The 16,829-nt window shown below is 65.2% G+C and carries 13 protein-coding genes, 2 tRNA genes and 1 pseudogene; 11 read left to right on the top strand and 5 right to left on the bottom strand.

Annotated features, from left to right (window positions below):
• Positions 1-130: 130 nt before the first annotated feature.
• Positions 131-1,398: pseudogene (locus OB2597_RS09960) on the bottom strand (IS3 family transposase).
• A 602-nt stretch (positions 1,399-2,000) separates the two neighbouring features.
• On the opposite strand from OB2597_RS09960, the gene OB2597_RS09950 reads away from it, so the two are divergent.
• The 4 genes from OB2597_RS09950 (at position 2,001) to OB2597_RS09930 (ending at position 8,091) form a co-directional block, all read left to right on the top strand.
• Positions 2,001-2,074: transfer RNA gene (locus OB2597_RS09950), tRNA-Gly, on the top strand.
• Positions 2,075-2,551: 477 nt separating this feature from the next.
• On the top strand, positions 2,552-4,357 hold the full coding sequence (locus OB2597_RS09945) for an ABC transporter transmembrane domain-containing protein (RefSeq protein ID WP_009805415.1): 1,806 nt from the start codon (positions 2,552-2,554) through the stop codon (positions 4,355-4,357).
• Between the two features lie 328 nt (positions 4,358-4,685).
• Entirely contained in the window at positions 4,686-6,587 is a 1,902-nt protein-coding gene (locus OB2597_RS09935; RefSeq protein WP_040609250.1) for an acyl-CoA synthetase, read from the top strand.
• Between the two features lie 229 nt (positions 6,588-6,816).
• A complete protein-coding gene (locus OB2597_RS09930; RefSeq protein ID WP_009805412.1) occupies positions 6,817-8,091 on the top strand; it encodes a cytochrome P450 in 1,275 nt (424 codons plus the stop codon).
• 135 nt (positions 8,092-8,226) lie between these two features.
• Here OB2597_RS09930 and OB2597_RS09925 read toward each other — a convergent pair.
• Positions 8,227-8,301, bottom strand: a tRNA-Thr gene (locus OB2597_RS09925).
• Positions 8,302-8,396: 95 nt separating this feature from the next.
• On the opposite strand from OB2597_RS09925, the gene OB2597_RS22275 reads away from it, so the two are divergent.
• The 4 genes from OB2597_RS22275 to OB2597_RS09910 all read left to right on the top strand — a co-directional run bounded on the left by OB2597_RS22275 (position 8,397) and on the right by OB2597_RS09910 (position 11,391).
• Positions 8,397-8,564, top strand: coding sequence for a hypothetical protein (locus OB2597_RS22275; protein ID WP_009805411.1), 168 nt, complete (start codon positions 8,397-8,399; stop codon positions 8,562-8,564).
• Between the two features lie 22 nt (positions 8,565-8,586).
• Positions 8,587-9,855: a UDP-N-acetylglucosamine 1-carboxyvinyltransferase gene (gene murA, locus OB2597_RS09920; protein WP_009805410.1), complete on the top strand. Its 1,269-nt coding sequence runs from the start codon at positions 8,587-8,589 to the stop codon at positions 9,853-9,855.
• Positions 9,852-10,319 carry a DUF2948 family protein gene (locus tag OB2597_RS09915; RefSeq protein WP_009805409.1) on the top strand — a complete coding sequence of 156 codons (468 nt, stop codon included), beginning with the start codon at positions 9,852-9,854 and terminating at the stop codon, positions 10,317-10,319. The genes murA and OB2597_RS09915 overlap by 4 nt, the downstream gene beginning before the upstream one ends.
• Before the next feature lie 181 nt (positions 10,320-10,500).
• Positions 10,501-11,391 carry an acyl-CoA thioesterase gene (locus tag OB2597_RS09910; RefSeq protein WP_009805408.1) on the top strand — a complete coding sequence of 297 codons (891 nt, stop codon included), beginning with the start codon at positions 10,501-10,503 and terminating at the stop codon, positions 11,389-11,391.
• A gap of 46 nt (positions 11,392-11,437) precedes the next feature.
• Here the strand turns inward: OB2597_RS09910 and OB2597_RS09905 are convergent, their stop codons facing one another.
• The 3 genes from OB2597_RS09905 to OB2597_RS09895 form a co-directional block, all read right to left on the bottom strand.
• Complete coding sequence (locus OB2597_RS09905; protein ID WP_009805407.1) at positions 11,438-12,328, bottom strand: alpha/beta fold hydrolase; 891 nt, start codon at positions 12,326-12,328, stop codon at positions 11,438-11,440.
• A gap of 275 nt (positions 12,329-12,603) precedes the next feature.
• Positions 12,604-13,314, bottom strand: coding sequence for a DUF1045 domain-containing protein (locus OB2597_RS09900; protein ID WP_009805406.1), 711 nt, complete (start codon positions 13,312-13,314; stop codon positions 12,604-12,606).
• A gap of 60 nt (positions 13,315-13,374) precedes the next feature.
• Complete coding sequence (locus tag OB2597_RS09895) at positions 13,375-13,713, bottom strand: ArsR/SmtB family transcription factor (protein WP_040609249.1); 339 nt, start codon at positions 13,711-13,713, stop codon at positions 13,375-13,377.
• Between the two features lie 345 nt (positions 13,714-14,058).
• Here OB2597_RS09895 and OB2597_RS09890 point away from each other — a divergent pair, with 345 nt between their 5' ends.
• The 3 genes from OB2597_RS09890 (at position 14,059) to OB2597_RS09880 (ending at position 16,534) form a co-directional block, all read left to right on the top strand.
• Positions 14,059-14,691, top strand: a complete 633-nt coding sequence (locus OB2597_RS09890; RefSeq protein WP_009805404.1) for an ATP-dependent Clp protease proteolytic subunit — start codon at positions 14,059-14,061, stop codon at positions 14,689-14,691.
• 151 nt (positions 14,692-14,842) lie between these two features.
• The gene (clpX, locus tag OB2597_RS09885; protein ID WP_009805403.1) at positions 14,843-16,111 is read left to right on the top strand and encodes an ATP-dependent Clp protease ATP-binding subunit ClpX; all 1,269 of its coding nucleotides are present in this window, start codon (positions 14,843-14,845) and stop codon (positions 16,109-16,111) included.
• 63 nt (positions 16,112-16,174) lie between these two features.
• Positions 16,175-16,534 carry a Rid family hydrolase gene (locus OB2597_RS09880; protein ID WP_040609668.1) on the top strand — a complete coding sequence of 120 codons (360 nt, stop codon included), beginning with the start codon at positions 16,175-16,177 and terminating at the stop codon, positions 16,532-16,534.
• Positions 16,535-16,829: the final 295 nt, after the last annotated feature.

Below are 16,829 nucleotides of genomic sequence, written 5' to 3'. Positions count from 1 at the left end.
CGGATGATCGTGATCACCTCGAATCTGCCCTTCGAGGAACCGAAACCTTCGGAACCGAGCGCCTGACCGGCGCGCTCCTGGACCGGCTGAATGAGCTACTCCCCATCTGTTGGACAGGATCTGGCGTAATTTAAGCTACTCGTTGCACCTGCTGATCGGGTTGGTTGATATCATTTCTCTGCCAATAGACCAGCGCCGGTGGCTTGCCGCCGAGGGCTGAATGCGGGCGCTGGTGGTTGTAGAAGGTCATCCATTTCCGGATGGCCGCCTTTGTCTCCGAACCGGTCTCCCAAGCATGCAGGTAGACGCACTCGTATTTCAGGGTGCGCCACAGCCTCTCGATGAAGATGTTGTCCGTTGCCCGACAATGGTTTGCTTGCAAACCATGAGAGGGGAGGAACCGACCTTTCACGTCCATCCGCTGCCCGGCAGCGCATGTTTTCATGCGCGAGAGGGGAGATCCGCACGCCAGATCGACGCAGCCGATCCGTCCAGGCGAAGGATGTGAACTGGCTTCCTTGATCGGTGTTCATGATCTCGGGCGGGCCAAACTTGTGGATGGCCTCGTTCAACGCGTCGACGCAGAACTGGGCTTCCAACGTGTTCGAGATCCGCCAGGACAGAACCTTGCGGGTGTGCCAGTCCATGATCGCCACAAGGTAGAGGAACCCGCGGCGCATCGGCAGGTAGGTGATGTCCGAGCACCAGACCTGGTTCGGACGTTCCACCCGCAACCCTCTCAATAGGTAGGGATAGGTCTTGTGCCCCTTCGTCGGCCTGTTCGTGTTGGGCTTCTGGTAAATCGGCATGAGCCCCATCAGGCGCATCAGCCACCGGATGCGCTTCTCGTTCACAAGGTGTCCGTCGTTACGCAGATGCCAGGTCATCTGCCGAACGCCGAAGAACGGGGTCTCCAGGAACTGCTCGTCGATCCGCCGCATCAGGCCGAGGTTCTGCTCGGTCTCGCCCTTCGGCTCGTAGTAATAGGACGAGCGCGCGATTGACAGCAGCTTGCACTGCTGCCCGATCGACAGATCCGGGTGGTCAGGCTCGATCATGCCGCGCCTCACTTCCCGCCCCAGGGCTTCAGCTTTCGTTCCAAAAAAGAGTTGGCCACCGCCAGCTCCCCGATCTTGGCGTGAAGCTCCTTCACCTGCTCCTCCTCAATCTCGGGCTTCTTGCGGCCCCCGCGCTCGAACACGCCGGACGCGCCTTCGAGCAGTGCCCTCTTCCATTGATGGATCATCGTCGCCTCTCGGTGTTTGCAGAGCAAACACCTGCCGGTAACAGATGAACCCCGAACCGGCTCGCCAGCTCGGCCGCTGTCTCTTCACCTTTCAGGGCTTCCAGCGCGACCTTGGCCTTAAACTCAGGCGCGTGCTGCTTGCGTTTCGACATCTCTGATCTCCTTCTCGTCGAAGATCAGCAGACTGCAAATCGTAGCTTATGTCAGTGTCCGAATTTCGGGGGGTAGCTCAGAATCATCACGTCAACATCCTCGAGATGAACGGCGAAAGCTACCGCCTCAACCAGAACCGCGCCCGCCTCGCAAAATCCGGAAACTGAGCCTACAAGAAATGGCTCGACGGCCAATGCGCCTTAGAAATTGCCTACTACTCGGGGGCCGCACGCTCCAAGGTGCGCATCGCAAAACTGGCCGACTTTTGCTCCGCCTTTGACTGAATGCTGATAACAAAAACCTAGCCGTTGTAACGACTGCTTTCGGGCATGTGTGCTGCAGCATTTCTGCCTTCGGTGGATGTCCGCTCAGGGCCGCGAGCGACTGCGTTGGCAGCACTCGAGGCGGAAATCAGCGAGCTTTCGCTCCTTGCAAGATATCGCTCCAGAGACCCTCTGAAGCAGTTGAGCGCAGGCCAAAACGTTGCCCCTCTTTTAGTAGCGGCAGGAGCATACAACTTGCGAAGCCGGCTCTCGGAAGGCCGGCATTCAGCCTTCTTGACCTATGCCCGAGGGTGTGAAATATCCTCAAGAACTGCCGAGCGGGTATGGTGTAACGGTAGCGCCCTAGCCTTCCAAGCTAGTCGTGCGGGTTCGATTCCCGCTACCCGCTCCAGCAAAAACTATCCGACACATCGCCGACAAAATCTCCTTGCATCAGCGAACATGTTACTGAAAATTCTCTAGAAAATGAGAATTTCTGGCTAGCCTTCCAAGCTGATGATACGGGTTCGATTCCCGTCGCCCGCTCCAGAAGAATGTTCCCGAAAGATAGTCGCCGAAGGCATGTGAGCACGACCACCGTGCCGTTGAGCCCCGCCGTGTCGTCGCGTGTGGTGCCTGATCTTGTGGGCCGGGCCTCCGGATTCGACCTTCACGATCCGAGCCGGCGGTCCGACGGTGCGGACAGGTGGTGATCGCGTTGCAACCCGAGGTGCCCCGAGGACCGCGGCGGTGGCGTCCGACGGAGGTGCCGGCGAGGGGGGAGATGCGGCGTCTTGCCCCGTGGCCCTTCGGGTTGACCCGATCCGCCGGCCCGGCCATGTAGCGCGGGCCGGTGCAGGTCGGCCGGCACGACCGACGAGGACTTGACATGGCGCGACAGCCGAGCCCCACGCCCGGAGCGGATGACCGAGAGGCAAGCCGCCGCGTCGGCGCCCTGGCCAGCCTCTGGCCGTTTCTCCGGCCCTATCGCGGCATGCTGGTGGCGGCGACGCTGGCGCTGATCCTGACGGCGACGGTATCGCTGATCCTGCCGCTGGCGGTGCGCCGCGTGGTGGACAATTTCGGCGACGCGGCCGGGCTTCTGGACAAGTACTTCGCGGCGGCTGTCGGCTTTGCGGGGCTGCTGGCGATCGGGACCGGGCTGCGCTATGCGCTGGTCTCGCGGCTGGGGGAACGCGTGGTGGCGGATATCCGCAAGGCGGTCTTCGGACGGGTCGTGTCGATGTCGCCGGCCTTCTACGAGACCACGATGACCGGCGAGGTGCTCAGCCGGATCACCACCGACACGACGCTGATCCAGTCGGTGATAGGCTCTTCGGTTTCGGTGGCGCTGCGCAATGTGCTGATCTTCGCCGGCGGGCTGGTGCTGATGCTCTTCACCTCGGCCAAGCTGACCGGGCTGGTGCTGCTGATCGTCCCGGTCGTCATCGTGCCGATCCTCACGCTGGGGCGGCGCCTGCGGGTGCTGAGCCGCGAGAACCAGGACTGGATCGCGGAAAGTTCGGGCAATGCCTCCGAGGCGCTGACCTCGGTCCAGACCGTGCAGGCCTTCACCCATGAACGGCGCAGCCGCGACAGGTTCGACACGATCACCGAGGAAAGCTTCGGCTCGGCGGTGCGGCGCATCCGGGCGCGGGCGATCATGACGGTGATCGTGATCTTCCTGATCTTCACCGGCGTGGTGGGCGTGCTGTGGATCGGGGCGCATGACGTGCGGCAGGGCGCGATGACCACCGGCGCGCTTGTGCAGTTCGTGATCTATGCCGTGATGGTCGCCGGGTCGGTGGCCGCCCTGTCGGAGATCTGGGGCGAGTTGCAGCGCGCCGCCGGCGCCACCGAAAGGCTGGTCGAGCTGCTGCGGGTCGAGGACAAGGTGCGCGATCCCGCCGCTCCGGCGCGCTTGCCGGCGCCGGTCCGGGGCGCCATCGCCTTCGAGGGCGTCACCTTTCACTATCCGTCACGTCCGGCGGTTCCGGCGCTGGACGACATCTCGCTGCGCGTGACGCCCGGGGAAACCGTCGCCCTGGTGGGGCCGTCGGGGGCCGGCAAGACCACGATCATCCAGCTCATCCTGCGGTTCTACGACCCCGAGGCCGGCGTGGTCCGGCTGGACGGCATCGACCTGCGCGACCTGACGCGCGAGGATTTCCGCCGCGCCGTGGCTCTCGTGCCCCAGGACCCGGTGATCTTCGCCGCATCGGCGCGCGAGAACATCCGCTTCGGCTGGCCGGAGGCCACCGATGACGAGGTCGAGGCGGCGGCGCGGGCGGCGGCGGCGCATGACTTCATCATGGCTCTTCCCGAGGGCTACGACAGCCCGCTCGGGGAGCGGGGGGTGATGCTCTCGGGCGGGCAGAAACAGCGCATCGCCATCGCGCGGGCGATCCTGCGCGACGCGCCGGTGCTGCTGCTGGACGAGGCGACCTCGGCGCTGGACGCCGAGAGCGAGCGGCTGGTCCAGGAGGCGGTCGAGCGGGTGGCCCGGGGCCGAACGACGATCGTGATCGCGCACCGGTTGTCCACGGTGAAGAAGGCGGATCGCATCGTGGTGATGGAGCAGGGGCGGATCGTCGCCGAAGGGCGGCACGATGAGCTCGTGCGGCAGGGCGGGCTCTATGCGCGGCTCGCCAGACTGCAATTCACGGGTGACGGTGCGGATATCTCGGCCGCCTGAACGCTGGCCGGTTTTCATTTCGCGATTTCTTGGCTGCAATCTGGCGCGAAAATCCCAGCAGGACTTGGATGAATGCGACAATCAGTACGCTCGCATTCCGGGGCGCATCGACGTCCGGTCCCCGCGTCGCGCCCCGGCGAACCCGGGCCGAGCGGGCGGTCGCCCCGGTCTTCTGCCTGCTGCCCCACGTCGAAAGTGACGTGACAAACGCGCACTCCGCGGGGGCGGTTCCGGCCGGCGACGTGCCGTAAACCTTGCCATAACGGCCAATCTCGCCCATTTTCGCGCAACCCGGGACAACCGGTACAGGCATTGGGAGGATAGGCCTATGGTAATGACGTCGCTCGCCGACAATCTCGAGATTCAGAACGCGATGCCCTACGAGGAGCGCGATCTACCGGTGACGGTCTACCAGATGCTGAAGCGCACGACGGACAAGTTCCCGTCGCACAACGCGATCACCTTCCAGTTGCAGTCCGGTCCGGAGGACAAGGCCGAGACCCTGACCTGGAAGGAACTGCACGAAAAGACCTGTCAGGCGGCGAACCTGTTCCGTTCGCTGGGGGTCGGGGAAGAGGATGTCGTTGCGCTCGTCCTGCCGAACAGCAACGAGACCGCCATCGCCACGGTCGCGGGCATGGTCGCGGGCATCGTGAACCCGATCAACCCGCTTCTCGATCCCGAACAGATCTCGGCCATACTGCGCGAGACCCAGGCCAAGGTTGTCGTCACGCTCAAGGGCTTTCCCAAGTCGGACGTCGCCGAGAAGACCGCCGAGGCGGTGAAGTTCGCGCCCAACGTCAAGGCCGTGCTCGAGATCGACCTCAACCGCTATCTGTCGCCGCCGAAAAGCTGGATCGTGCCCTTCATCCGCCCCAAGACCTCGGTGTCGCATCACGCGGATATCAAGGATTTCAACGCGGAATGCGCGAAGCAGCCCAAGACGCTGTCCTTCGAGGATCGCGCCGTCGACCGGGTCTGCGCCTATTTCCATACCGGCGGGACGACCGGTATGCCCAAGGTCGCGCAGCACAAGAACTCGGGCATCATCTACAACGGCTGGATCGGGCACGAGCTGCTCTACACCGAAGAGGACAACGTGATCTGTCCGCTTCCGCTGTTCCACGTCTTCGCCTGCCACGTCATCTTCATGTCGATGCTCAAGTCCGGGGCGCACGTGGTCTTTCCGACGCCCGCCGGCTACCGGGGCGAGGGGGTGTTCGACAATTTCTGGAAACTGTGCGAGCGCTGGAAGATCACCTTCATCATCACCGTGCCGACCGCGATTTCGGCGCTGATGCAGCGGCCGGTGGATGCGGATGTCTCGACGGTCAAGACCTCGTTCTCGGGCTCGGCGCCGCTGCCGCTGGAGCTGTTCAACCGGTTCGAGAAAGCGACGGGGGTGACCATCGTGGAAGGGTACGGCCTGACCGAGGCGACCTGCCTCGTGTCGTGCAACCCGGTTGCAGGCGAGAAGAAGATCGGATCGGTGGGGATCCCGTTCCCCTATACGGACGTGAAGATCCTCAAGCGTGGCGCGGACGGTACCGTGACCGAATGCGCCGCCGACGAGGTGGGCGAGATCTGCGTCTCGAACCCCGGCGTGAACGATGGCTCGACCTATACCGAAGAGGTCAAGAACAAGGACCTCTATCATTCGCGCCCGGACACCAACCGTCTCTACCTGCGGACCGGCGACCTCGGCCGCATCGACAAGGACGGCTACATCTTCATCACCGGGCGGGCGAAGGACCTGATCATCCGCGGCGGCCATAACATCGACCCCGCCGAGATCGAAGAGGCGCTGCTGGGGCATGAACAGGTGGCCTTTGCCGGGGCGATCGGCCAGCCGGATGCGCATGCGGGCGAGGTGCCCTGCGCCTATGTGGAACTGATCGGCGGGGCGACGGTGACCGAGGACGAGCTGATGGAATATGCCCAGACCCATGTCCACGAACGGGCGGCGCATCCCAAGCACCTCGAGATCATGGACGAGCTGCCGAAGACGGCTGTCGGCAAGATCTTCAAGCCCGACCTGCGGAAGAAGGCGATCACGCGGGTCTACAACGCGGCTCTCGCGGATGCGGGTATTCCGGCCGAGGTGGTCGAGGTGGTCGACGACAAGAAGACCGGCCTGACCGCAAAGGTGAAGAAATCGGGCGACGTGGACGAGATGGCGATCAACGCGCTTCTGGGCAAGTTCACCCGGCCCTGGGTCTGGGCCGACTGATCCGGTCGCGGCGGTCCGACGGCCGCCGCGCCACCAGCAGGCCGCGGCGGGCAGAGCGGGCCTCGGGCGCGCCCCGTGTATGTCGCGCCGCGACGATCTGCCCCGCGGCCGGTTCGGCCTTCCCAAGTGACGCAAGGGGATACCAGGCGGGACTTGCACCGACTCTTCCGGGCATGTCCAATGGGGGCGCGTCCCGGGGTCCGGGGCGTTCGGGAAGGGAGGCTCGGACATGGATGACGCGATTCACGGTAGGCTGAACGAGACGCAGCAGGCGGCGCTGGCGGCGCCGCTGGCGGAATTCACCGCGGCGCGGGCCTCGCTCTTTGCCACGAACACGGAACTGCCGTTCTTCGAACGCCTGCGCAACGAGGATCCGGTGCACTGGTGCGAGACGGGCAATTACGAACCGCACTGGTCGATCACGCGCTATGACGACATCGCCGCCGTGGATCTCGATCACAGGAGGTTCTCCTCGGCCGAGGCGATCACCCTGCGCACGGCGGAGACGATCGAATTCAACCGGTATCAGAGCAATGACGGCGTCGGGTTCATCACGATGGACCAGCCCGACCACGGCCCGCAACGCAAGGCTGTCGGTCCCGTGGTGCAACCGCCGAACCTGAAGAAGCTGTCGGCTCTGCTCCGGGAGAGAGCAGCCCATCTGCTCGACCGTCTGCCCATAGGAGAGCCCTTCGACTGGGTGGACCTCGTCTCCAAGGAGTTCACGGCGATGACCCTCGCCACGCTCTTCGACTTTCCCTTCGAGGAGCGTCGGAAGCTGACCCACTGGTCGGACATGATCACCAATGCCCCCGGTCACGGACCGGTGGAAAGCTGGGAGCACAAGAAGCAGGAGATGGACGCCTGTTTCGCGGCGTTCGACCAACTCTGGAAGGACCGGGCCACGCGGGACGGCGGGTTCGACCTGGTCTCGATGCTGGCCCAGGGCGAACAGACCGCCTCGATGCCGCGTCATGTCTTTTACGGCAACGTCATCCTGCTGATCGTCGGCGGGAACGACACGACGCGGAACACGCTCTCGGGCTCGGTCTATGCGCTGAACCGGTTCCCCCGGCAGTACGATCTGCTGCGCGGCGACCCGTCTCTGGTTCCCGGGATGGTGTCCGAAACCATACGCTGGCAGACGCCGCTGGCGCATATGGCGCGGACGGCGAAGGAAGATGTCGAGATGCACGGCAAGACGATCCGCAAGGGCGACCGGGTCGTCATGTGGTATCTCTCGGGCAATCGCGACGAACGGCATTTCGAGAATCCGGACGCCTATGAGATCACGCGCAAGAATGTCCGTTCTCATCTTAGCTTCGGTTTCGGGATCCACCGGTGTTTCGGCAATCGCGTCGCCGAGATGCAGCTTCAGATCCTGTGGGAAGAAATCCTCAAGCGGTTCCCCGTGATCGAGGTGCTCGAAGAACCGAAACGGTCGTTCTCGGTCTTCGTGCGGGGCTATGAAGACCTGATGGTCCGCATCCCGCACCGGCACTAGGCCGCCCGGGCCAGTCCTCGGCCCTCGCGCTCGGCGCGGGGGGGGGTGCTGGATATTGCCGTCGTCCGTCTGCGACGGAGGATACGGGGCCGGCGAACCGCAGCGATCCGGTCTAGTTGATCTTGAGAAAATTCATGGTGCCGCAGGGGAGGATTGAACTCCCGACCTCACCCTTACCAAGGGTGCGCTCTACCACTGAGCTACTGCGGCGGGGGGCCGTTGGCCGTGGCGGGTGATTAGACGGTATCGACACACCTTGCAAGCGCAATCTGGACGCTTTTTCCGGACTGATTTACAGAGGTCCCATGAGTGATAAGAAGACCCCTTCGGATGGGCGCGCCAAGCCGGGCGAGGCGCGCGAGGACCGGCTGAAATCGGCGCTGAAGGCGAACCTCGCGAAGCGCAAGGCGCAGGCGAAAGCGCGCGGGGCCGGGACGGACAAGACCAATACAGGCGACAAGGCCGGGGAGTGACCCGGCAGAAAAGGCGGGCAGCATGGATCAGATCATCGTCACGGGCAATGGCCCTCTCAACGGCAACATTCCGATCGCGGGGGCAAAGAACGCCTGTCTCACGCTGATGCCGGCGACGCTTTTGTCGGACGAGCCGCTGACCCTGACCAACGCGCCCCGGCTAAGCGATATCCGCACGATGACGACGCTTCTGCAGTCGCTCGGGGCCGAGGTCTCGCCGTTGCAGGACGGCAAGGTGCTTGCACTGTCGTCGCACGGTCTGGACAACCACAGGGCCGATTACGACATCGTGCGCAAGATGCGGGCCTCGATCCTCGTGCTGGGGCCGCTTCTGGCGCGCACGGGCCGCGCCGAGGTCTCGCTGCCCGGCGGTTGCGCGATCGGCGCGCGCCCGGTCGATCTCCATCTCAGGGCGCTCGAGGCCATGGGGGCCGAGCTGGACCTGCGCGAAGGCTATGTGCACGCCAGGGCGCCCGGTGGCCTGAAGGGCGGTGTGGTCGAGTTTCCGTTCGTCTCGGTCGGCGCGACCGAGAACGCGCTGATGGCAGCAACGCTGGCGAAGGGGGCGACGGTGCTGAAGAACGCCGCGCGTGAGCCCGAGATCGTCGACCTGGCGCGCTGCCTGCGCAAGATGGGCGCGCAGATCGAGGGCGAGGGGACGTCGACGATCACCATCCAGGGCGTCGACCGGCTGGGCGGCGCGACGCACCCTGTCGTGACCGACCGGATCGAGCTGGGTACCTACATGCTCGCCCCGGCGATCTGCGGCGGAGAGGTGACCTGTCTGGGCGGACGTCTGGAACTGGTGACCGCCTTCGCGGAACGGCTGGACGCCGCCGGGGTCGAGGTCACCGAGACCGAAGCGGGGCTGACCGTCCGTCGCCGGGGCGACCGGGTCTCGGCGGTCGACGTCACGACCGAGCCCTTTCCCGGTTTCCCGACCGACCTGCAGGCGCAGATGATGGCGCTGCTCTGCACGGCGGACGGAGTCTCGGTGCTTGAAGAAAAGATTTTCGAGAACAGGTTCATGCATGCGCCCGAACTCTTGCGGATGGGCGCCGACATAGATGTCCAGGGCGGCATCGCGACAGTCACCGGCGTCGAGCGGCTGAAGGGCGCGCCCGTCATGGCGACGGATCTGCGGGCCTCGGTCAGCTTGATCCTGGCCGGGCTGGCGGCCGAGGGCGAGACCATGGTCAGCCGGGTCTATCACCTCGATCGCGGATACGAGCGGGTCGAGGAAAAGCTACAGGCGTGCGGCGCCAAGATCGAACGGGTGCAGGGAACATGACCGACGCGCGCTTTGAAGAGGGGCGGGAAGCCCCGCTGAACCTGGGGGCGGAGGATGCCGAGGATATCGGGATCCTCTCGGCGCTCGTGCAGGATGCCGTCTTCGGGGCGACGGATATCCAGTGGGATCAGGCGGGGCGGCGTGTCTCGCTCCTGCTCAATCGATTCAGATGGGAGGACCGCGGCGCCGGCCGCCATGCGCCCGAGCGCGTCCGGTCGGTCCTTGTGATCGAAAATGCCATGGCCGTCGCCAGCCAAGGCGTGGACCGGCGCGACGAGGGGCTCGTGCTGTCCCTTCTGTCCGTGAGCTTCGAGCTGGACGAACAGGCGCCCGGCGGTGACGTGCTGCTGACTCTGGCGGGGGACGGGGCGATCCGGGTCACGGTCGAGGCGCCGGAACTGCGACTGCGCGACGTCACGCGGCCGTATCGCGCGCCATCGGGTCGGCGTCCCTCGCACGACTGACGCCGCGACCCAGTGGTTGCGCGCGGATTCGGCGCGTCGCAGCGGGGTTCCAGCGGCGTCGGCTGCTGTCTCGGCGTCGCGGTCCGGTGGCGCCGCAAACCCGGTGCCAGGTCAGAAACGCCTTGCAATCGCGCTGGTCTTGGCGGAACCAGAGGCAGATTTCACAGGTTCCGAGAGCTACATGACTGACCAGACCCCCGAGCCCGCTCTGCCCCGTGCCGACGATGCGATGACCCCGATCCTGACGGTCGAGCGGATCGAGGACAATTTCTTTCGCGGGCGCGAAACCCCGAACGGCAAGGGGCGCATGTTCGGCGGGCAGGTTCTGGGTCAGGCGCTGATGGCGGCCGCGAACACGGTCGAGGGCGACCGGCTGAACCATTCCCTCCACGCCTATTTCATGCGGCCCGGCGACGCCACCCTGCCGGTGCTCTACCGGGTCGAGCGCGACATGGACGGCCGCTCGTTCAACACGCGGCGGGTGATCGCGATCCAGAACGGTCAGCCCATCCTCAATCTCGCGGCCTCGTTCCAGGTTCAGGAAGAGGGGTTTTCGCATACCGATCCGTTCCCCGAGAACATCCCCGAGCCGGAGGACCTTCTGAACGAGCATCAGCTGGCCGAGAAGTACAGCGATCAGGTGCCCGGCATGCTGGCGCGCTTTCTCGAGTGGGACCGCCCGGTCGAGATCCGGCCCTGTTCTCTCATTCCGCCCTATGACATGACGCCGCCCGAGGGCGAGACCTATCGCTGGATCAGGGCCAACGCGCCGATGCCCGACGACCAGGCGCTGCACCGCGCGGCGATGGTCTATACCTCGGACATGGGGCTGATCGGCGCGGCGCTCGCCAAGCACGAGGTCGGCTTCTTCACGGAAGGGATGCGCGTCGCTTCACTCGATCACGCGACCTGGATCCACGGCGATCTGCGCATGGACGATTGGCTGCTTTACTGCATGGACAGCCCCTGGTCGGGCGGCGGGCGCGGGCTGACCGGCGGCCGGGTGTTCACCCGCGACGGGCGGCTGGTCGCCACCATTGCCCAGGAGGGCATGATCCGGCGCAAGCTTTAGAACGGCGCGGGCCCGGCCACGCATCGGGCCCGCATCGGCTGGGGCGTCACGCGCGCAGGGTCGCCTTTTCAATGCCGTCGAGCACGGCCTCGTAGACTTCGTGCGGAAAGTTGTGGCCCATGCCGGGGATCTCGATCAGGTCCGCGGTCGGGCAATTCTCGGCCGTGTCGCGCCCGCCGGTGACGGGAACGAGGGGGTCGTCGGTGCCGTGGATCACCGCCACGGGCATCGTCAGGTTCCGCAGTTCCGCGCGCCGGTCGCGCGTGGCGAGGATCGCGGCATACTGCCGGGCAAAGCCCGTGGGATGGTAGGATCGGTCGAGATCGGCCTCGGCCTGCGCCCGCAGGTCCTCGTCCGGGATGGGGTAGGCGGGCGAGCCGATCACGTGGTCCGTCTCGATCCGGGAATTGATGAACGCGTCGCGATCCTTCAGCGCGTCGGGCCGGGGCCGGGTCAGCGCCGCCATCGCCGCGTCTGTCGGCTTGGGAAGGTCCGGGTTGCCCGAATTCGACATGACCGAGCTCATCGAGAGCACCTTGTCCGGGTGCTCGATCGCCATCAGCTGCACGATCATGCCGCCCATGGAGAAGCCGCAGACATGCGCCTTGTCGATCCCGAGGTGATCGAGCAGCGCGGCGCCGTCGGCGGCCATGTCCGAGAGTGTATAGGGGATGTCCGGCGTCTTGCCGGCCGCCTTGTCCGCGATGACCCGCTTGAAGTCCGGCAGCCCGTGGTCGGTGAACTTCTGGCTGAGGCCGATGTCGCGGTTGTCCATCTTGATGACACGGTAGCCGCGCGCGACCAGCAGGTCGACGAAATCGGCCTTCCAGCGCGTGCTCTGCGTGCCGACGCCCGAGATCATGAGGATGGGTTTGCCATCCTCGGGGCCGAGCTCCTCGTACCAGATTTCGATACCGTTCACCTGTGCCGTGCTCATGCCCGTCCTCCTGTCCCTGTCCGGTCGCCGCGCAACCTAGGCGGAACGGCTGCGGGTGGAAAGATGCAAACGCGGATCGGGCAGGCGGGGCGCTTCATGCCCGCGCCTCCGGCAGGCTCGGGATGCGGGGGCGAGGGGGGCACGTAAAAGCGGCGGCTCAGAGGCCGCCGCATACTTGGTCATGGAAAGGAATTTCCTATGTTTATGACTAGGGAGTGTAACAGTTTTCGAACCATTTTTGCCATAATTTTGACTTGTTGGTCCAAAATGCAAACTTACTGCGCGCATCGCCATGGATTCGATGAAGAAAGTTTCAGGCGTTCCAGTACCTCGAACCGGGTGTCGGGGCGTTCTCCCACCAGGCAAAGGTCGCGAATCACGAAGGGTGCCGGAAGAATCGGTGCCGTGACCTCCCGTAGCCGGTCGGAGATCCGGTCCATGTCCGGGCGGGGCAGCGGGCCGGTCAGGGTCAGATGGAAGCGGAACTCCTCCATCACGTAAGGATATCCCCAGCGGGCCAGCAGGGCGTCCTGCCGGGGGCTCAGTGGCCGGGCGCGGCGTCGGGCCAGTTCGGCGTCGTCCGGCGGCGCGCGGAACCCGTCGAGCCTGTCCACCACGCTGGCGGCGAGGGCGGAGAGGGCCTCGGTCCCGCCTGTGGGGACCAGGGCCAGGAACCGGCCGAGCCGTTCGAGCCGCAGCCCCTCCAGCCGGACCTCGGGTTGCGCGGCGCAGAGCCCGCGCGCAGCCTCGCGCAGGGCCTCGGGGTCCTGGCCGGACGCCAGGCGGAAGGGCGGCTTGATCGTGCCGTGAAAGCCGTATTTTCGGGGGGTGGCCGTGATTTCCGAGACCGGCAATGGCAGTCCCGCGATGTCGGGATGGGGGCGGGGGCGGCCGGTTTCGATATCCCAGCCGAGCCAGTCGGCGCCGAACGCGGCCAACGGACCGGGTTCGGGGCAGACGTAGATCGCGTAGCGTGAATGGGTCATGGCGCCCTGTCTCTCCGGCATCCGTGACATCCGAATGACAGTGGCATCGGCCCGCCGGGCCTATACCCCGTCGGCGCAGAACATGTCGTAGACGAGTTCCAGCGTGCGCCGGGGGCGGTCGTCGGCGAGGCTGTAGTAGATCGCCTTGCCCACGCGCCGCGGCACGACCAGCCCTTCCAGCCGGAGGCGCGAGAGCTGCTGCGAGACGGCGGCCTGGCGCGCGGAGAGGAGTTCTTCGAGTTCCGTGACGGATTTCTCGCCGCTCACGAGGTGGCACAGGATCATCATCCGGCCTTCGTGGCTGAGCGCCTTGAGGAAATTAGACGCCTCGGTCGCCTTGCCGGCGATGCGGTCCATGTCCTCATCCGTGATGTCGGGGCTCATGTGCGGTAGGGCCATCGTCTCTGCGTCTCTGTCTTCGCCATCGGGGGGGGGAGCGTGCCTTGCACGTCAGTGATTTTTTCTGCGCTTCGGGCCGGTCGCCCGGGTGCGTTCGGGATGTCGGGTGCTTAGTTCGTTATGATCGGCGGGGCAAGTTCGGCCCGGGACGCCGCCGGTCGCGATGTCGTGTTCGCCGCGCGAGCGGGACGGAAGACCCGGCGTGGACGAACGTTGCCGGCCGCGACGTTTACGGTGGGGTTACGGAATGAACCCCGTGCCCTTGCAGCCCGCCATGCGCGTCACTAAGACTCTGTTAGATCCTGATCGATAGGGATCGAACGGGTAGCAGGAGGCAGGTTCGGCATGAGCGACCTTTATGAAAATTACATGAACAACCTGGTCCCCATGGTGGTCGAACAGACCAGCCGTGGCGAACGGGCCTACGACATCTTCTCGCGCCTGCTGAAGGAACGGATCATCTTCGTCTCCGGCCCGGTGCATGACGGCATGTCCAGCCTGATCGTGGCGCAGCTTCTGCACCTCGAGGCCGAGAACCCGACCAAGGACATCTCGATGTACATCAACAGCCCCGGCGGCGTGGTGACCAGCGGGCTGTCGATCTACGACACGATGCAATACATCAAGCCCAAGGTCGGTACGCTGGTGATCGGCCAGGCGGCGTCGATGGGGTCGCTGCTGCTGGCCGGCGGCGCGGCGGGGATGCGCTATGCGCTGCCCAATGCCGAGATCATGGTTCACCAGCCCTCGGGCGGCTATCGCGGGCAGGCGACGGACATCATGATCCACGCCCGCCATACGGAGAAGCTCAAGGAACGGCTGAACAAGATCTACGTGAAACACACCGGCCAGGATTTCGAGACGGTTGTCGATGCGCTGGAACGCGATAACTTCATGACAGCCGAAGAGGCCAAGGACTGGGGGCTGATCGACGAGATCTTCGAAAGCCGCCCGAAAGCGGACGGCGATGACGCATAGTCACGCAGCGGTCACGAACGGTAAGTGACGAATTTTTGACATTGTGGATGCCCGGGGGCTGCCCTAGGCTTGTCCGCAAAGGTCTTGGCCGGAGGCGGCAGTGGCCGGCCAGGACAGGCAAAGCCCCGCCAATTGGGGCGAAAGGTGTAAGATGGCGAACAACTCCGGCGGCGACAGCAAGAACACGCTCTATTGCAGCTTCTGCGGCAAGAGCCAGCACGAGGTCCGCAAGCTGATCGCCGGCCCGACGGTGTTCATCTGCGATGAATGCGTCGAGCTCTGCATGGACATCATCCGGGAAGAGACCAAGTCGACCGGGCTCAAATCCTCGGAAGGCGTGCCGACGCCGCAGGAAATCTGCGACGTGCTGGACGACTACGTGATCGGCCAGAAGATCGCGAAACGCGTCCTGTCGGTGGCCGTCCACAACCACTACAAGCGTCTGAACCACGCGGCGAAATCCGGCGGCGACATCGAACTCGCCAAGTCGAACATCCTGCTGATCGGACCGACGGGCTGCGGCAAGACGCTGCTGGCGCAGACGCTCGCGCGGATCCTCGACGTGCCGTTCACCATGGCGGATGCGACGACGCTGACTGAGGCGGGCTATGTCGGCGAGGATGTCGAGAACATCATCCTCAAGCTGCTCCAGTCCTCGGAATACAACGTCGAGAAGGCGCAGCGCGGCATCGTCTACATCGACGAGGTCGACAAGATCACCCGCAAGTCGGAAAATCCCTCGATCACCCGGGACGTCTCGGGCGAGGGGGTGCAGCAGGCGCTGCTCAAGCTGATGGAGGGCACGGTCGCGAGCGTGCCGCCGCAGGGCGGGCGCAAGCATCCGCAGCAGGAATTCCTGCAGGTGGACACGACCAACATCCTGTTCATCTGCGGCGGCGCCTTCGCCGGGCTCGACCGCATCATCGCGCAGCGTGGCAAGGGCAGCGCCATGGGCTTCGGTGCGGATGTGCGCGACAACGACGAACGCGGCGTGGGCGAGGTGTTCCAGGATCTCGAACCCGAGGACCTGCTCAAGTTCGGCCTGATCCCGGAATTCGTCGGCCGTCTGCCGGTTCTGGCGACCCTCGAGGACCTCGACGAAGAGGCGCTGGTCACCATCCTGACCGAGCCGAAGAACGCTCTGGTCAAGCAGTACCAGCGGCTCTTCGAGCTTGAGGATGCGCGGCTGACCTTCACCGACGACGCGCTGTCGGCCATCTCCCGCAAGGCGATCGAACGCAAGACGGGCGCGCGGGGTCTGCGCTCCATCCTCGAGGACATCCTGCTCGACACGATGTTCGAACTGCCGAGCATGGAGAATGTCGAAGAGGTGGTGGTGAACGAAGAGGCTGTGACCTCGGACGCCAAGCCGCTGATGATCTATGCCGACGCCAAGAAAGAGGGCGCGACGGCGGGCTGATCACGGAGCTGTACCGTGACGAACGGGCGGGGACTTTCCCCGCCCTTTTTCGTGGAGGGGATCATGACGATCACACGTATCCATTCCGGCGGACCCTACGAGACAAAGGTCGGCTATTGCCGCGCCGTCGTCGCGGGCGGCTTCGTCCATGTCGCGGGCACGGTCGGAGAGGGCGAAACCGTCGAGGACCAGTGCCGGGCGGCGCTCGAAACCGTCCGGAGCGCGCTGGACAGGGCGGGGACGTCGCTCGCCAATGCGGTCAGGGTGACATACTACCTGCCCGACCGGGCCGAGTTCGAACCGTGCTGGCCGATCCTCGCCGCGGCCTTCGGTGACGATCCGCCGGCGGCGACGATGATCGAATGCGGGCTGATCGACCCGAAATACCGGATCGAGATCGAGGTAACGGCGCTGGCCGGGTGAGGCCCAAGCCCACCCGTGTTCAAGGGCGCGACGTCATCCTCGGGCGCGACCCGAGGATCCCCCCGATCCGAGAAGGCGCGGCGGCTCGGCAGACCCGCGGGTGGGGAGCCGGAGGAAGCCGGTCAGGGAAAGCCTCGGGCCGCAAGGCGCACGGAACGGGCGTCGCGCGGGGGCCGGGAGATCCTCGGGTCGGGCCCGGTAACGACGGCGGTGGTGTTGAGGACGGCGCTGGCCGCAAGGATCGGGCAGGGGCGGCGCTTGTGCGCCGGTCCATCGGCAAATCGCGGCACCCTTG

Source organism: Pseudooceanicola batsensis HTCC2597 (genome assembly GCF_000152725.1).
GTDB lineage: Bacteria > Pseudomonadota > Alphaproteobacteria > Rhodobacterales > Rhodobacteraceae > Pseudooceanicola > Pseudooceanicola batsensis.
The sequence above is the reverse complement of the archived record's forward strand: the minus strand, read 5'-3'. Positions and strand labels throughout refer to the sequence as shown.

What these genes read in the sequence shown, in the direction of transcription:
- OB2597_RS09910 (WP_009805408.1), top strand. Translation starts at nt 10,501, where the DNA reads ATGACTGACCAGACCCCCGAGCCCGCTCTGCCCCGTGCCGACGATGCG.
- OB2597_RS09900 (WP_009805406.1), bottom strand. Translation starts at nt 13,314, where the DNA reads ATGACCCATTCACGCTACGCGATCTACGTCTGCCCCGAACCCGGTCCG.
- OB2597_RS22275 (WP_009805411.1), top strand. Translation starts at nt 8,397, where the DNA reads ATGAGTGATAAGAAGACCCCTTCGGATGGGCGCGCCAAGCCGGGCGAG.
- OB2597_RS09905 (WP_009805407.1), bottom strand. Translation starts at nt 12,328, where the DNA reads ATGAGCACGGCACAGGTGAACGGTATCGAAATCTGGTACGAGGAGCTC.
- OB2597_RS09930 (WP_009805412.1), top strand. Translation starts at nt 6,817, where the DNA reads ATGGATGACGCGATTCACGGTAGGCTGAACGAGACGCAGCAGGCGGCG.
- OB2597_RS09945 (WP_009805415.1), top strand. Translation starts at nt 2,552, where the DNA reads ATGGCGCGACAGCCGAGCCCCACGCCCGGAGCGGATGACCGAGAGGCA.
- murA (WP_009805410.1), top strand. Translation starts at nt 8,587, where the DNA reads ATGGATCAGATCATCGTCACGGGCAATGGCCCTCTCAACGGCAACATT.
- OB2597_RS09915 (WP_009805409.1), top strand. Translation starts at nt 9,852, where the DNA reads ATGACCGACGCGCGCTTTGAAGAGGGGCGGGAAGCCCCGCTGAACCTG.
- clpX (WP_009805403.1), top strand. Translation starts at nt 14,843, where the DNA reads ATGGCGAACAACTCCGGCGGCGACAGCAAGAACACGCTCTATTGCAGC.
- OB2597_RS09935 (WP_040609250.1), top strand. Translation starts at nt 4,686, where the DNA reads ATGGTAATGACGTCGCTCGCCGACAATCTCGAGATTCAGAACGCGATG.
- OB2597_RS09880 (WP_040609668.1), top strand. Translation starts at nt 16,175, where the DNA reads ATGACGATCACACGTATCCATTCCGGCGGACCCTACGAGACAAAGGTC.
- OB2597_RS09895 (WP_040609249.1), bottom strand. Translation starts at nt 13,713, where the DNA reads ATGGCCCTACCGCACATGAGCCCCGACATCACGGATGAGGACATGGAC.
- OB2597_RS09890 (WP_009805404.1), top strand. Translation starts at nt 14,059, where the DNA reads ATGAGCGACCTTTATGAAAATTACATGAACAACCTGGTCCCCATGGTG.